This is a genomic window from Rhodanobacter sp. PCA2, assembly GCF_013620825.1.
GTDB lineage: Bacteria > Pseudomonadota > Gammaproteobacteria > Xanthomonadales > Rhodanobacteraceae > Rhodanobacter_A.
On sequence record NZ_NJIC01000013.1, the window covers coordinates 13,596 to 28,677 of the forward strand.

A 15,082-nucleotide genomic window follows, 5' to 3' on the forward strand; every position below is an offset into this window, starting at 1 on the left:
CGAATGGCTTATTTCACAAGCAACGATGCAAGTCCTTCTGTAAATGATACTTTATGATTCCAGCCAAATAAGCTGCGGGCGCGACTGGTGTCCATGGCAATGCGTGCTGTGTCAGCATCGATATCAATACGCTCGATACGGCTTGTGCTGCCGGTCAGCAAAATCAACATACTTGCGATTGCGTGGGTCGATGTCAGTATGCCCGTCCCCGCGTTAATAGTTCCAGTGAAGTTTGTTCGTACTACGTCCGTGATCAAATTAACCAGATCATTGACATGAAGAAGGTCTAGCGCCGGGTCGCCATTACGATAATGGTGGGTCACGATGGTTTCATTACGCTGGGCTTTGTCGAGAAAATTGTAAATAAACTTCGGTCGATCGCCGCCGAGGCCATATATTGGGCCTGAGCGAACCAGTGCACAACGCAAGCCCAGGTGCTTGCAGGAATGCTCAATCAGAGTTTCGCAAAGGAATTTTGTTTCTCCGTAAGGGCCACGAGGCAAAGGAGGCAGCGATTCGTCGGCGAGCACGCTGCCGCGATAGCCAGAGTAGATTTCCCAGCCTGACAGATAAACAAGCGATATGTTTCGCGCAATACAGACATCTATAATATTTCGCAACATTGTGATCGACGAACCCATTGCGACGTTTGACGTCTGGACTCGCGGGCTGGCCAGGTGCACGATGGTTCGCGAGTCAGTCTCGCCCGCTATTACGTCGATCTGCGTACTGCCGCGTGATACATCCAGTTCGTGCCGTGACGGTGCGGTCACATGCATGTTACTGGCGAGCGTGGCAACAATTGCTTTGCCGAGGAAGCCGTTACCGCCCGTCACCATTACCGCGTGTCTTGCAGGTCGGGAAGACGGCGCGACATGAGTGCCGAGCGCAGCGCGCACTGCATGTAGTAGCTCTACCTTGATTTCCCCTACGTTCGTGGCTTGCTGTACACGACGGACAGCTGCCTCTAGGCTGATGTTTTCCACGACTGCCAAGATGCCGGCAGCTATTGCGTTGCTACGAGAAATGCCGTAATCGCAGCACACTACTGTTTTTTTGCCTTCACTCAGCAACTTCTGGCCGATTTTGATTTTTTCTTCTATGACGTGCGTGCGGTTGCCAGCCTTATCAACTAGATCCCGCACATCCACGATATGGATATCGGCATCTGAGTTCAACAATTCGATTGCGGGAGCTGTGCCCAGCAGCGGAGTAATCCAGCGTATCGTCATTTCAGCTGTTCATCCGCGACGTAACATTCGGTTAGACTGCGCAAATACCAGCCGGTCTTTAGTACGGGGCGAGTCGGTACTTGGCCAGTGCATAGGTGACGCACTAGTGTGTCGATTTCGTTAAAGCCAGCCAACGCGCGTAGATAGACTGACGCCGAGAAGCGTGGATTGATCTCAAACGGTAGTAATATACCGTCGCGCACACGCCCCTGTATGTTAATGGGGCCACGGCTGCCGATGCCTTGAGCAATCTTTTCAGCTTGAGCACAGAGTTCGGGGAATTCGCCAATGTACCCCTGCGAGTATCCACTTGAAACCACGCCACCACGGCCACGGTACGCTACTGAGAGCTTGGCGTCCAACGCGCGGCGCAAGGCGACGGAGCCGGCTATCCTGCCATCAGACAGCGACAACACGCCAATCGTAAATTCTCCCTCGGCGTCGTCTATGTACTCTTGTACAATCGGCATGTTATCGCTGCGACGTATGAACTCGGCGTAGATCATCGCTTCTGCCACGCTCACGGCAAAAAATACGGAGGCGCTTCCGCCGCTTCCGGCAGCGGGCTTGACGATACATGGTAAGCCGATTTGCTCTATATCCCTTTCACTGGTGATTGGAATAGTGCGAGGAATGCTAAAGCCGTACTTGGCCAGCCGTTCGAATGCATGTTGCTTGTTGGAGAAGGCGGTAATAATAGAGGCATCATTGGCTAATAGCTGGATACCCGCCTGCGATATCTGCGTTGACGCCGCTCCAAGTAACGACGTTGGCTGCTCGCCGCCCGGAATCAACCAGCTGGTATTTGTCTTGCGGCATGCGTCAATCACGTTCGATACATAGTCGGTACGTGCCACCCGAAACGTTTTGTCAAAGGCTGACTCGTACAAACCGTATGCCGTCGGGGACACATCACAACCATAGATACGGTATTTTCCGGCTAGACGTAGCGCCTTACCAATTTCAGTGCCAAGAGATGCCCCGCCGATGCCGGCGATCATGATGTGGAGAGGATTAGAATTGATCATTGCATTCTAGGGTAGTCAGGCAAACTCACGTATCAGGTTAGCTACGCGTTCGATCTCGTCCGAGGTGATGTTGTGGTAGCTCGGCAAGTTCACGGCTCGTTGATACAAGGTGTGGGCACGTGGTGTGTGAACACGACATTGAATACCTTCTATGTTCAAGTCGCTGATTGGCCAGAAGAATACGCGTCCATCGATCCGATCTTCTTTGAATGCCAACAACAGAGCGTCGCGATCGAACGTGAGATTGGAAAGAAAGACCACAGTGGGCATCCAATAGCCATTTTGAGTGGCGACATTCTCCGGGTTCATCGCAATACGATCGGAGACTGAAGCTAGCGCGTTTTGGTACATTGAAAAGATAGCTCGTTTGCCAGCGATTAGCTCGTCGATCCGCTCCATCTGGGCACATCCAATCGCTGCTTGTACATTTGACATCTTGTACTTGAAACCGACGCGCTCCGGCCAGAATTGGCGGGACTCACCGCGGGCACGACCATGATTTGACAGCGTCAAGACACGCTCGTAGAGCGCATCGTCGTCGGTGACGAAGACGCCACCTTCTCCAGTGGTAATGGTCTTGGTGCCGTGGAATGAAAATGCACCGAATACTCCCATCGAGCCGGCACGTCTGCCATGCCAGATGGAGCCAATGGCTTCAGCAGCATCTTCGATGAGGTACAGCCCGTGCTTTTGCGCTATGGCGGAGAGCGTGTCCATGTCGCAAAGGTTGCCGTAGAGATGAACGGCCAGGATTGCCTTGGTACGGGGCGTGATAGCAGCTTCCACGGCGGCCGGATCAAGGCACCAAGTATCAGGAAGCACGTCGACTAGTATCGGCTTAGCGCCGAGGTGAACGATAGGGGCCGCTGAGGCTATCCAGTTGATGTCACCCAGGATGACTTCGTCATCAGGCCCGATGCCGAGTGCGGCCATGCCCATGTGCAGTGCGCCGGTCCCGCTTGAGGTCGCGATGGCATGCTGAACACCGAGGTGTTCCCTGAAAAGTCGTTCGAAGCGATCGATGTATTCGTAGCAGTGTTCGCCCCAGCCGTTTGCTGCGGCATCCGTGGCGTAATGGATTTCCAAGTCCGTGATCGATGGCTTGGTGTAGTAGATGCGGCTTTTCTCAGTTTCTATGCTCATGACACGACCAATTGTGGGATCGCCGTAACGAACTTGCCGCCCCATTCTCGAACATAGGCGAGCTGCTGGGTGATTTCCTCGCGCAGATTCCATGGCAGGATCACCACGAAGTCCGGGCGGCTTTCGCGGATGTACGTTTCGTCGACTACCGGGATGCGCGAGCCGGGCAGATGGCGACCCTGCTTGTGCGGCGATGCGTCCACCACATAGCCGAGCAGGTCGGGGCGTACGCCGGCGTAGTTGAGCAAGGTGTTGCCCTTGGCGGCTGCGCCGTAGCCGACGACTTGTTTGCCGTTACGCTTGCAGTCGAGCAGGAAGGCGAGAAAGGCGTTCTTGATGCCGTCAGCCAAGGGTTGGAAGCCGTGGTAGTAATCCATGGCGAGCATGCCGGCCATGGATTCCCGGTCCAGCAATGCTGCGATGGCGGGCGTCTCGCCGCGAGCGGTATCGGCATGGCACGCCCACAGACGCAGCGATCCGCCATGCGTGGGCAGTTCCTCCACATCCCAGATCCGCAGACCGTGGCTGGCGAAGATCCGTTGCGCCGTATGGAACGAGAAGTAGGAAAAGTGCTCGTGGTAGACGGTATCGAACTGCCGCTGGGCGACCAGTTGGAGCAGGTGCGGAAATTCGATCGTGATGACGCCTTGAGGGGCCAGTATTGCCGCAAGGCCGGCCACGAAATCGTTGAGGTCGGGCACGTGTGCCAGCACGTTGTTGGCAACGACCAAGTCGACCTTTCGCCGAGTTGCTGCGAAGTCTTGCGCGAAATGGTTGCCGAAGAATCGCTCCACGGTTTCGATGCCGCGCCTGCGCGCTGCAGCGGCCGTGCCGGCAGTCGGCTCTATGCCGATGCACGGGATGCCGCGTGCCTTGACGTATTGCAGCAAGTAACCGTCGTTGGAGGCGATTTCCATCACCAGGCTGTCCGAGCCAAGTTTCAGCCGTTCCGTGACGTCAGCCACGTACTGTTCGGCATGTGCCAACCAGGTACGCGAGTAGGAGGAGAAGTAGACGTAGTCGCTGGAAAACAGCACATCGTGCTTCTGCACTTCGTCCACTTGCACGAGGTGACAATCGCTGCAGGTGTAAAGTCGCAACGGGAAATACAGCTCCGGAGCACCCATGTCCGCAGGATCCAGAAAGGCATTGGAAGGCGGCGCGCTGCCGAGATCCAGAAACACGTCGTGCAAAAGGGTGTGGCAATACCGGCATTTCATGGGCACATCCCGGCGAACGATTCATCGATGAACGCGTAACTGCGATCCCGTTCGGAAATCGTCGCCACGGCATTCGGCCACGCAATTGCCAGGCGTGGGTCGTCGTGGCGCAGGCCGGCCTCGCACGCTGGTGTCCATGGCGCAGTATGCATGTAGAGCAGGTGGACCTCGTCGGTCAGCGTCTGGAAACCATGGGCAAAGCCCTCGGGGATGAACACGGCCCGATCGTTGTCTTCGGCAAGTTCCAGTGCATGCCAGCGCAGGAGCGTGGGTGAGCCCATGCGCAAGTCTACCGCCACGTCGTACACGCGTCCGCGCAGGCAGCGGATCAGCTTGGCTTCGGCCGCGGGTGGCGTCTGGTAGTGCAACCCACGAACAGTGCCAAGTCCATGGGTCTCGGAGAGATTGATCTGGGTGAAATGCAGGCCACGCCGGATGGGAGCAAGTTCCTGTTCGCAGAACAAGCGTGTGAAGCGCCCGCGTGTATCGCCGACCGGTGCAGTGCGGATCTCATACAGGCCGGCAAGCGGTGTGGGGCGCAGCTTCATGCCGTCCACTCAAGGCCCAGTCGCCGGGCATCATCAATGTAGGCAGCAAGATCGCCTGTACTGCCTACCTGACCGGATTCGTGAAAGCCTCGATACCAGTCGGCGGTTCTGGTCAGCGCCGTGTCGATGCTCCATACAGGGCGCCAGGCGAGCTCCCGCACTGCCTTGTCGCAGTTCAGGCGCAGGATGGCAGCTTCATGTGGTTGTGCGGTTTGGTCGAGCTCGATCTGCAAGGCGCGCCAGTGTGTCCCGAGTTTCGCAGTGAGTTGCTGTACGTTGATTTCGCCCGACGCACCGGGGCCGAAGTTCCATGCGCCGGCGAAATCCGCACTACTCCAAAGTTGTTGCCCGAGGCGCAGGTAGCCCGAAAGAGGCTCCAGCACATGCTGCCAGGGGCGTATTGCCGAGGGACTGCGGATCCGCAGCGATTGGTTCAAAGCAGCTGCGCGCACGAGATCCGGTACCAGGCGATCTTCGGCCCAGTCGCCGCCGCCGATCACATTGCCGGCCCGCGCGGTGGCGATGCGCACCATTGAATCCGTAGCGTTGAAGTAACTCTTGCGATAGCAGTCCGATACCAGTTCTGCGCAGGCCTTGGAGCTGCTGTACGGGTCGTGGCCGCCCACGGGGTCGGTTTCGTGGTAACCCTCAGGGCGTGTGTGCTCGGCATAGATCTTGTCCGTGGTCGCGTTGACCAACACGCGTATTGACGGGCAGGTGCGGATCGCCTCGAACAGGTTGACCAGGCCCATGACGTTGGTGGCGAACGTGCCCACAGGATCGCGGTAACTGCGGCGTACCAGTGGCTGCGCGGCGAGGTGGAAAACGATCTCGGGGCGATGGGTGTCGAGGATCCTGCAGACGGCCTGCGCATCGCGCAAATCCACTCGATGGTCGGCGATGTCATCACCCAGCCCCAGCAGCGACCAGTGCGAAGGCTGCGTATCCGGGTCAAGCGCAAGGCCGGTGACTTGTGCCCCAAGGGCGCGCAACCACAGTGCCAGCCAGGAGCCCTTGAAGCCGGTGTGCCCGGTCACCAGCACGCGCCGGCCGGCATAGACGTCGCCGAACAGGTTCAAGGCCATACTTTCCATGGCGCGTTGCCAGATTGCCAAAGCTCCTCGAGCCTGGTTTTGTCGCGCAAGGTATCCATCGGCTGCCAGAAGCCGCGATGCGTGTAGGCCGAGAGTTGCCCGTCGTGTGCCAGGCGCTCAAGCGGCTGGCGCTCCCAGATCGTTGCATCGCCCTCTATGTAGCCGAGTGCGGTGGGTTCGAGGATGAAGAATCCGCCGTTGATCCACGTGCCATCGCCGGCCGGCTTTTCCTCAAAGCGCGTGATGCGATGATCCTCGATATCGATGGCGCCGAAACGCCCGGGTGGTTGCGCGGCGCACATCGTCGCCAGGGTTCCCTTTTCGCGATGGAAGGCAAGTTCCGCGCCGATGTCTATGTCGGCAAGGCCATCGCCATAGGTGAAGAAGAACGTGCCGTCATCCAGGTAGCTGGCGACGCGCTTGAGGCGGCCGCCGGTCTGCGTCTTCTCTCCCGTGTCGACCAAGGTGATGCGCCAGGGTTCGGCATGCTTGTGGTGCACTTCCAGCTTGTTCGTGGACAGGTCGAAGGTGACGTCGGACATGTGCAGGAAGTAGTTGGCGAAGTACTCCTTGATCATGTAGCCCTTGTAGCCCAGGCAGATGATGAAGTCGTTTATGCCGTGGTGCGAATAAATCTTCAGGATGTGCCAGAGCACCGGCATGCCGCCGATCTCTATCATCGGCTTGGGGCGCACCGTGGTCTCTTCGCTGATCCGCGTTCCGTAACCGCCGGCAAGAATGACTGCCTTCATTTGTGCTGAACCTTCGGGCGGCAATCCCGCAACGATGGAATTCTAGCGTGCTGCCACCCGCGGCATGCACTGGATGGGAGCCGGAACGTCATGGCGGCGCCGAGGTCGCAGGGTTGGGCGTGGCCGGCGTAGCCATCTGCAACTGCAGGCTCTGGAGGGGGGCATCGAGCCTCCCCCCGATGTTCAGGCGTTGCAATGCCTGGATCTGCGATTGAGCAGCTGCCGGGTTTTTCTCGGCGAGTTGCATGCGTACCAGCGTGATGCGGTAGGCCGGTTCGCTCGGTGCAGCTTGCACAGCCCCCTCGATCATCCGCAATCCAAGCGCGTGGTTGTTCAGCACGTTCCAGGCGTAATCGCCGTAGCTGGCCTGCAATCTGGCGCTGGGAGCAGGATGCTCCAGCGCGGCTTCGAACGCCTGCACCATGCGATCGGTGGGCAGCGGGCAGGCGCCGTCACGAGCGCACTGGGCTAGTGCAGCCAGCGAGCTTTCGTCCTGGACGCCGGGTTTTCTGGCTTCGAGCTTGGCTATCAGGCTGATCCACCATTCGTTCTTGAGTGGCAGGCCCATGCGCGCGTTCATGAAGATCAGCGCCTGCTGCGGCAGGATCGAGGATTCGGGAAAGCCGGCGGCCCGCTCCAGCGGCGCATACGCCAGTCGGGTGTACGGCGACGTGGGATCGTAGTGTGAGTACACGATGTAGGTGCGGCCCAATTCGTATTGCGCACGCGGCGAATCGGGTGCGCGTGTCGCCAGTTCCTGAGCCAGTCGTAACGGGTCGCCCCAGGCGTAGGCAGTCGTCGCGGTAAGTCCGATCCACCACAGCAGCAGACAAGCCAGCAGCGTACGCCGTAGGAACAGCCATCCGGTTGGGGATGCGGCTGGCGATGCGCCACGTGGAAGGCTGGATGCCAGCCACGGAATCACTGCCAACAGCAGCCCGAAGCTGGCGAAGTAATTGCGATGCTCGTAGATCAGCTCCAGCGGAAGGATGGTGCCGGTCAGCAACTGGCAACCCAGGAAGAGGGCGATGCCCAGCGAGGTCAGGGGGTATTGTTTGCGCAGACGGACCACGCAGGTCACCAGACCCGTCAGCACCAGCAAACTGGCCAGCGTCGTCCACGGTTTGAGCACACCCGTCGAGACGTGAAACTGGTCGTGATAGAACGATAATGCATGCGGAGTGGGCAGCAGTGCCCATGCGATGTAGTCGCAGACGATGCGGGCCTCGCTGAGTAGACGCTGGCCCAGGGTGAAGTCGCGCGTGGCCCAATTGGAGGGGTTTAGTGCGATCGGCAACTGCCACGCCAACCCGAGGACTCCCGGTAAGACCAGCACCACTGAGTACAGGACATGGAGCCGGCGATCGCCGGCCCCCGTAGGGGTCCGAAACCGGAACACCACCCACTCGACCAGGAACGCATAGAGCGGAAGCATCACTGCGGTTTCCTTCGCCAACAGGCCGATGGCTGTGGGTACGGTCAGGCTTGCAGTGCAGAGGCTGAGGCCGCCCCATCCCGACCTGCGTCCCGGATTGAGCCCGAGGCGGGTACCGTCGACAGGGGCGGGCGATGTCGTGGTCCCGACTTCCCCTTCTGGGTCGCGCGGAGAGGTCGAGGGAGGACAAAGCATGCGCCGACGTCCTGCCACGTAACCGATCAGGCCCAGCAGTACGAACAGGTTTGCCAGGCTTTCCTCGCGTTGCACCACGTAGAGCACGGCGGTGAGGTTGATCGGCAGCAGCATCCAGCCTGCGGCGATCAGCATGGCGAGCCTGTCTTCGCGGTTGTTCCTCGTTCCTCGAGTGTCGCCGGGGGAGGAGGGCTGAGGGGAGAGCGACCGCAAAATCCCTCGCGCCAGCGCGAATACCAGCAGGCCATTCAGCAGGTGGATGATGAGGTTCGCAAGCTTCCAGCCGAATGGGTCCAGCCCTCCAGTCAAGTAGTTCGCGGCAAAGCTCAGAGAGGCGAGTGGCCGCTTGAATTCGCTGGCGGGCGAGGAAAGCGCTGCGCGTACCAGTGCGGGCACGCTGGCCTCCCGTGGCTGCACCCCCGGGTTGTCCACGATGTTGGGGTAATCGTCGAACAGCCAACTGCCGGAAAGCCCCGGCCAGTACGCCGCGATGGTGACGAACAGGGCGGTCAGCAGCAACCAGCCGGCGCGATATCGGATAGTCATCGCGCAGGGCCGCCGCGAGCAACGAAGCGCATGAATCGTGTACCCATATGGCGCAAAGGTGCCACCATCTTAACGATTTCCGCGGATTGCCAACCGCATGCCGGAGCATGCTGATCAGCGAGCCGGGTCAGTGGGCCGGCATGGTTTCTTGGTGCGGCTGCCTCGCCTTGGTCTGCAGTACAAGCAGCGCCGGGTCGTTGTGCAGGTCCGGTCGCAGCTCCATCGCCTTGTCGATCACGGCCACGGCCTCACGTAGACGTTGCTGCTCGACGAGATAGTCCGCCAGTCGGGTTGCGTATTGGCGAACGTCCGGAACGAGTACCAGCGTCTGTTGCCATTGGTCGATCGCCAACGGCGCATCGTGCAATACGGCACCAGCCAGTTCGGCGTATTCGGCGTGCAGGCTTGCGCGCTTGGGAGTACGCGAGAGGGCAATGGCATAGGCCTCGGCGAGCTGGTGGGCGTCGATGCCGACGTTGCCGCCCGTGCGCTCGGTCATCAGCTTGTTCAGCGCCAGATAGGTGTCAGGGATCAGCGGACGCGTGCGCAGCTTGCGCTTGAAGCTGTCCCAGTAGAGCTGGGTAGACAGGCCATGATTATTTGCCGCCTCCAGCAGCAAGGCTTCCTCGGCCAGCGGCGAATCCGTGGACAGCTTGGTGGCGCGTTCCAGTTGCTGGATGCTCAGCGAGTACAGCGGCGAGTCGGGGTTGCCGCCCGACATCGCCATGTAGCTGCGCGCCAGATCCTGGGCGGCACGGGCCGAGCCCGGATTGTAGTCCACCAAGGTCGTGGCCAGCAGCAGCTTGCTGCCCCAGGTGGCCGCGCGCAGCGCGGTGAGCACTCCAAGGTTCAGGATCAGCACGCAAGCCACCAGAATGAATACGCGCGAGCGGCTGCGCTGGGTGATCCACTGGACAAGATCGGCCAGTGCCAGCACCACGCCGAACAGGGCCGGATAATTGCGGTGCTCGAACACCAGCTCCAACGCGATGGGCGCGCTGGTCAGTGCGTTCGCCATGAAGAACCACGCGATGCCGAGCGCCAGCAGCGGGCGCCGCTTGCGTATGGCTACGGCCACGCCGATCAGCACCAACAGGAACAGGCCGCCGTACAAGGTGGTGGCGGGATGCAGCCAACCGGTGGAGGCCGGAAAGTTGTCGTAGTAGAAAACCAGGTGGCTGGGTAGCGGCAGCACGCTCCAGTACAGGTACAGGGGCAGTACGCGCAACTGGGTCAGCTCGCGCTGCCAGGCAGTGAAGTCGCGTCCAGCATAGGCGGCCGCCGTGGCGTAGTGTGGCAAGAGATAGAACAGGAACGCGGTAGCGGCACAGAGACAGCCCACGGTGTAAAACACCTTCCAGGCGCGGCTCAGCGCGGGCTTGCCGGCAGCAAAGTGCAGCAGGGTCAATTCGATCAGCAGCGCATAGCCCAGCACAAGCACGACGGTTTCCTTGGCGCCGTAGCCGACTACCACCAGGACGCCGCACAGCAGCAGCCACGGCCAGCCGCGTCGTCCGGCTAGTTGCAATTGGCGCGCGCGCCAGTACGTCAGCAGGGCCAGTAGCACGAAGCTGAAGCCCATCAGCTCCATGCGCTGCACCACGTACATCACCGCCGATACCTGCAGCGGATGGATGGCCCATGCGAGGGCGATGCCCAGGGCCCATCCGCCCAAGCTACGCCAGTGTGCTTTATCGTCGTCGCCGGCAGGCGCAGGCCAGCCGGCGGCCAGCAGCCGTCGCGCCAGCAACAGCACCAGCACGGTATTGAACAGGTGGATCAGCAGGTTGGTGAACTTGAAACCCCAGATGCCATTGCCCAGTGCGTAGTTCAACGCATAGCTCAGCATCGCCAGCGGACGCTGGATATTGATGTGCGACCACGTCCATACCCGATGCCATTCCGCCCAATGCCAGCCCGAGACGTGGATGGCGGGGTTCTCGGCGAAGATTGGATAGTCGTCGAAGATGTAGCCGCCGGGAAGGGCGGGCCAGAAGGCAGCCGTTATCAGCAGCAGTGCGCTGAAGACGAATAGGGTGCGATATGGAGCCTGCCTCGGCGCGTGTGACATCGATGGGTCGCCACCTAGGTTGTGTTCTCAAATAACAAGGGCCGCGCGAAGGCGGCCCTTGTCAACACGAGTGTTGCGAATTACTGGCAGCTGAGAGGGGCGTACTTCTGGGGATTCGTGATGGTGGTGGAGCAGGTCCAGCTGCCGCTGGCAGAACGAGTCCAGACAACGTTACCGACAAGGTTTGTATTGGCGTGGTTGCCGAACGTGGCAGTGATAGTGGATTGCGCGCCAGCAGCGCCAATCACTGAGACGGGGATGCCCGGGGCAGCAATGAGATCCGAGGACGTGGCAGTCGAGACGCAGGCGCCTGTGGCTTGCCCGTTGTTGATGCAGTCTTCCACGGTGACCTTCTGGTCGCCGGCCTCACCCATCACGCGGGTGAACTGCGACTTGATCACATAGGTCTGGTACTGCGGGATGGCGATGGCCGCCAAGATGGCGATGATCGCGACCACGATCATCAGTTCGATCAGGGTAAAGCCCTTCTGCATGCTCTTCATGGTGGTTCCTCTTGGATGGATTGGTCTTCGATGCCCCTGAGCCCCGGCCCCATCCCCCTGATGGAACCGCCCCTGCCGTGCGTCGTCGGGAACGACCAGGAAGCTCGTTGCGACAGGTTGCAGGTTGCATGCCACGTCGCCGACTGAACGCATCCTCTGTGCGAACAGTCGACTGGATTGTGCTGAGCTTCGCAATGCGCGCGCAAGCGGTAGTGTTGTGCGGGATCGCCGTATTGAGGTGTGCGTCGCCAAGCAGTCATGTCGACTGACATTGCGGGGCAGGGAGTGACGTTATTCGTCACACCTTGCCGGGTTGACTCACCCTGGAACGCAACTGCGCGGCATATAGTTGGGTGGAAGGTCGGATACGCAGCTCCAATCGCCGCTGCTGTTGCGAACGAGATCGACATGTTTGTTCTGGATCGCGGCCGACCCTTTGAGCGTGCAACGGATCCGGCTGTCGCCGCTGGCGGGCGCAGTGGCCGTTATGGTGCAGTTCGGCGTATCGCCAGGCAGGCCAAGATTGTCCGCATTGGCGTAGCTGCTGCCGCTGATCACACCCTGGTTCACCAGGGTCTCGTAGGCGGTGCGACCGGGCGTGATCTCGCTGAGGGCCGCGGTAGCTTGGGCGCGCGCGACGTAGGTCTGGTAAAGCGGTGCAGCGATGGAGGCGAGTATGGCAATGATCGCCACTACGATCATCAGTTCGATCAGCGTGAAGCCGCTGACGGTGCGTGTGCCTGACATGGTCATTCCCCCTGGAATTCTTCAGACCATACGCAGGTTTCGTACCAAGACGGGGCTCCTCGGCCTATCAGGGGTGACAATGGCGGGCAAGCTTGCGGCCGCTCGCCTTGCCTGTGAAGTGCGTCACTGATTTGCCCGGGACAGCGGCTTGCTTGCTTCGCCCCACCGATCTGCTTACCTTGCCCGTCTGCCAATCACCCTGGGGAAAGACCATGAAGCAAGCCCTGACCGCAGCGTTGCTGCTGGCGCTCGCGACCGCGCCGGCGCTGGCGGCGGACACTGATACGGTGGCGCCCATCGATACCGCGATCACGCTGGACCACGCGCCGCATCCGTTCAACGTGCGCGACCTGGTGATGATGCAGCGGGTGAGCGATCCGCAGCTTTCGCCGGATGGGCGCTACGCGGCGTTCGGGGTGCGCAGCACGGACTATGCGGCGAACAAGGGCGTCAACGCGATCGAGGTGCTGGACCTGTCGCACGACGGCAAGCCGGTGACGGTGGTGGCGAAGGGGGCGTCCTCGCCGCGCTGGGCGCCGGATGGCAAGAGCCTTTACTACGTGGCGTCCGCGGGCGGCACGGCGCAGCTGTGGCGGCTGGATTTCACGGCAGGCAAGGACGGCCTGGGTCTGGCTGCGGCCAAGGCACCGGTGCAGGTAAGCCATGGCGTGCTGGACGTGCAGGCCTGGAAGCTGTCGCCGGATGGCCGCAGCGTGCTGCTTTCCTACGCGGTGTTCACCGATTGCGGCACGCTGGCCTGCACCAAGCAGAAGCAGGACACGCGCGCGTCGGACAAGGCCACCGGCACGCTGTACAAGAAGCTTTTCGTGCGGCACTGGGACACCTGGTCCGACGGCACGCGCAACCAGCTGTACCTGGGCCGCTTCGATGCGAACGGGCAGCTCCCGGCCGAGCCCGTGCTGCTGAGCCGCGGCATCGACGGCGACGTGCCCAGCAAGCCGTTCGGCGACGACAGCGAGTTCGCGTTCTCGCCCGACGGCAAGACCGTGTATTTCGACGTGCGCATCGCCGGCCGCAGCGAGCCGTGGTCGACGAACTTCGACATCTACAAGGTGCCGACCGACGGTTCCGCCGCGCCGGTGAACCTCACGGCCGACAACAAGGCGTGGGATGCCTGGCCGGTGCCTTCGCCGGACGGCAAGACGCTGTACTACCTCGCGATGAAGGTGCCGGGTTTCGAGGCGGACCGCTTCGGCATCATGGCGCTGGACCTTGCCACCGGCGCGACGCGCGAACTCGACCCGCAATGGGATCGCTCGCCCGGTGGCATGGACATTTCCGCCGACGGCAAGACGCTTTACGTCACCGCCGACGACCAGGGCCAGCATCCGCTGTTTGCGGTGGACACGGCCAGCGGCAAGGTCGGCGAGCTGGTGGGCAACGGCTCGGTGGACGGCTATTCGCTGGCCGGTTCGCGGCTGCTGCTGGCGCGCAGCGACCTCAAGCGCCCGTCCGACCTGTATGTCGCGAATGCCGAAGGCAAGGGCCTGAAGCAGGTCACCCACTACAACGCCGCGTTGCTGAAGAACACCCACGAGGGCGACTTCGAGTTCTTCACCTTCAAGGGCTGGAACAACGAACCCGTGCAGGGCTACGTGGTGAAGCCGGCCGGCTACCAGGCCGGCAAGAAGTATCCGGTCGCCTTCATCATCCACGGCGGTCCGCAGGGCGCGATGACCAACGGCTGGAGCTACCGCTGGAATCCGCAGACCTACGCAGGGCAGGGCTTTGCGGTGGTGACGATCAACTTCCACGGCTCCACCGGCTACGGCCAGAAGTTCACCGATTCCATTTCGGGCGACTGGGGCGGCAAGCCGCTGGAGGACCTCAAGCTCGGCTGGCAGGCCGCGCTGGACAAGTACGGCTTCCTCGACGGCAACCGGGCGTGTGCGCTGGGCGCCAGCTACGGCGGCTTCATGACCTACTGGATCGCCGGCGTGTGGAACCAGCCGTGGAAGTGCCTGATCGACCACGACGGCGTGTTCGATGCACGCATGATGTATTACGCCACCGAGGAGCTGTGGTTCGAGGAACACGAGAACGGCGGCACGCAGTACGAGGTGCCGGCCAACTACGAGAAGTTCAACCCCATCGACCACGTCAAGGACTGGCGCGTGCCGATGCTGGTGATCCACTCGGACCTCGACTACCGCATCCCGCTCAGCCAGGGCCTGGGTGCGTTCACCGCGCTGCAGCGCCGCGGCATCCCCAGCGAATTCCTCACCTTCCCGGACGAGAACCACTGGGTGCTGAAGCCGCACAACAGCGTGCTGTGGCATGACACGGTGAACGCGTGGCTGAAGCAGTGGACGGCGGAGCCGGGGACTGGGAAGTAGGCGGGGCGACCGACCCCTCCCCAACCCTCCCCTGCAAGCAGGGGAGGGAGTTGATGCGCGGCGTGGGCTTGTTTCCGTGCCGCTGCGTGGAGTTGCTGCGGATTTTCTTCGCTCGATGCCCGCGCGGGAGCACTGGTTCGTTTCCTCTTAAGCCTGCATGGGTTTTCTCCTCCCCCTGCTTGCAGGGGGAGGTCGGGAGGGGGTAGAGCTT

At 61.1% G+C, this 15,082-nt stretch carries 12 protein-coding genes; 1 reads left to right on the forward strand and 11 read right to left on the reverse strand.

Features of this window, described 5'->3' with window-relative positions; genetic code table 11:
* Positions 1-8: 8 nt before the first annotated feature.
* The 11 genes from PCA_RS05195 to PCA_RS05245 form a co-directional block, all read right to left on the reverse strand.
* Positions 9-1,232, reverse strand: coding sequence for an NAD-dependent epimerase/dehydratase family protein (locus tag PCA_RS05195; protein WP_181301535.1), 1,224 nt, complete (start codon positions 1,230-1,232; stop codon positions 9-11).
* The gene (locus PCA_RS05200; RefSeq protein ID WP_219918552.1) at positions 1,229-2,233 is read right to left on the reverse strand and encodes an ATP-grasp domain-containing protein; all 1,005 of its coding nucleotides are present in this window, start codon (positions 2,231-2,233) and stop codon (positions 1,229-1,231) included. The genes PCA_RS05195 and PCA_RS05200 overlap by 4 nt, the downstream gene beginning before the upstream one ends.
* Positions 2,234-2,275: 42 nt before the next feature.
* A complete protein-coding gene (locus PCA_RS05205) occupies positions 2,276-3,403 on the reverse strand; it encodes a DegT/DnrJ/EryC1/StrS family aminotransferase (RefSeq protein ID WP_181301537.1) in 1,128 nt (375 codons plus the stop codon).
* The gene (locus tag PCA_RS05210) at positions 3,400-4,623 is read right to left on the reverse strand and encodes a class I SAM-dependent methyltransferase (RefSeq protein ID WP_181301538.1); all 1,224 of its coding nucleotides are present in this window, start codon (positions 4,621-4,623) and stop codon (positions 3,400-3,402) included. The genes PCA_RS05205 and PCA_RS05210 overlap by 4 nt, the downstream gene beginning before the upstream one ends.
* A complete protein-coding gene (locus PCA_RS05215; RefSeq protein ID WP_181301539.1) occupies positions 4,620-5,171 on the reverse strand; it encodes a dTDP-4-dehydrorhamnose 3,5-epimerase family protein in 552 nt (183 codons plus the stop codon). The genes PCA_RS05210 and PCA_RS05215 overlap by 4 nt, the downstream gene beginning before the upstream one ends.
* On the reverse strand, positions 5,168-6,256 hold the full coding sequence (gene rfbG, locus PCA_RS05220) for a CDP-glucose 4,6-dehydratase (RefSeq protein WP_219918554.1): 1,089 nt from the start codon (positions 6,254-6,256) through the stop codon (positions 5,168-5,170). Before rfbG ends, PCA_RS05215 begins: the two co-directional genes overlap by 4 nt.
* Positions 6,247-7,017 carry a glucose-1-phosphate cytidylyltransferase gene (rfbF, locus tag PCA_RS05225; RefSeq protein WP_181301541.1) on the reverse strand — a complete coding sequence of 257 codons (771 nt, stop codon included), beginning with the start codon at positions 7,015-7,017 and terminating at the stop codon, positions 6,247-6,249. Before rfbF ends, rfbG begins: the two co-directional genes overlap by 10 nt.
* A gap of 88 nt (positions 7,018-7,105) precedes the next feature.
* A complete protein-coding gene (locus tag PCA_RS05230; protein ID WP_181301542.1) occupies positions 7,106-9,193 on the reverse strand; it encodes a hypothetical protein in 2,088 nt (695 codons plus the stop codon).
* Between the two features lie 127 nt (positions 9,194-9,320).
* The gene (locus tag PCA_RS05235) at positions 9,321-11,264 is read right to left on the reverse strand and encodes a hypothetical protein (RefSeq protein WP_181301543.1); all 1,944 of its coding nucleotides are present in this window, start codon (positions 11,262-11,264) and stop codon (positions 9,321-9,323) included.
* Positions 11,265-11,344: 80 nt separating this feature from the next.
* Positions 11,345-11,767: a pilin gene (locus PCA_RS05240; protein WP_181301544.1), complete on the reverse strand. Its 423-nt coding sequence runs from the start codon at positions 11,765-11,767 to the stop codon at positions 11,345-11,347.
* Positions 11,768-12,085: 318 nt separating this feature from the next.
* Positions 12,086-12,514 carry a pilin gene (locus PCA_RS05245; protein ID WP_181301545.1) on the reverse strand — a complete coding sequence of 143 codons (429 nt, stop codon included), beginning with the start codon at positions 12,512-12,514 and terminating at the stop codon, positions 12,086-12,088.
* Positions 12,515-12,726: 212 nt separating this feature from the next.
* Between PCA_RS05245 and PCA_RS05250 the strand changes: the two genes are divergently transcribed.
* Positions 12,727-14,871, forward strand: coding sequence for a S9 family peptidase (locus PCA_RS05250; RefSeq protein WP_181301546.1), 2,145 nt, complete (start codon positions 12,727-12,729; stop codon positions 14,869-14,871).
* Positions 14,872-15,082 lie beyond the last annotated feature (211 nt).

Excerpts from the sequence above, each read along its gene's own strand:
- PCA_RS05235 (WP_181301543.1), bottom strand. The coding sequence starts at position 11,264 with ATGTCACACGCGCCGAGGCAGGCTCCATATCGCACCCTATTCGTCTTC.
- PCA_RS05210 (WP_181301538.1), bottom strand. The coding sequence starts at position 4,623 with ATGAAATGCCGGTATTGCCACACCCTTTTGCACGACGTGTTTCTGGAT.
- rfbG (WP_219918554.1), bottom strand. The coding sequence starts at position 6,256 with ATGGCCTTGAACCTGTTCGGCGACGTCTATGCCGGCCGGCGCGTGCTG.
- PCA_RS05245 (WP_181301545.1), bottom strand. The coding sequence starts at position 12,514 with ATGTCAGGCACACGCACCGTCAGCGGCTTCACGCTGATCGAACTGATG.
- PCA_RS05240 (WP_181301544.1), bottom strand. The coding sequence starts at position 11,767 with ATGAAGAGCATGCAGAAGGGCTTTACCCTGATCGAACTGATGATCGTG.
- PCA_RS05250 (WP_181301546.1), top strand. The coding sequence starts at position 12,727 with ATGAAGCAAGCCCTGACCGCAGCGTTGCTGCTGGCGCTCGCGACCGCG.
- PCA_RS05200 (WP_219918552.1), bottom strand. The coding sequence starts at position 2,233 with ATGATCGCCGGCATCGGCGGGGCATCTCTTGGCACTGAAATTGGTAAG.
- rfbF (WP_181301541.1), bottom strand. The coding sequence starts at position 7,017 with ATGAAGGCAGTCATTCTTGCCGGCGGTTACGGAACGCGGATCAGCGAA.
- PCA_RS05215 (WP_181301539.1), bottom strand. The coding sequence starts at position 5,171 with ATGAAGCTGCGCCCCACACCGCTTGCCGGCCTGTATGAGATCCGCACT.
- PCA_RS05195 (WP_181301535.1), bottom strand. The coding sequence starts at position 1,232 with ATGACGATACGCTGGATTACTCCGCTGCTGGGCACAGCTCCCGCAATC.
- PCA_RS05205 (WP_181301537.1), bottom strand. The coding sequence starts at position 3,403 with ATGAGCATAGAAACTGAGAAAAGCCGCATCTACTACACCAAGCCATCG.
- PCA_RS05230 (WP_181301542.1), bottom strand. The coding sequence starts at position 9,193 with ATGACTATCCGATATCGCGCCGGCTGGTTGCTGCTGACCGCCCTGTTC.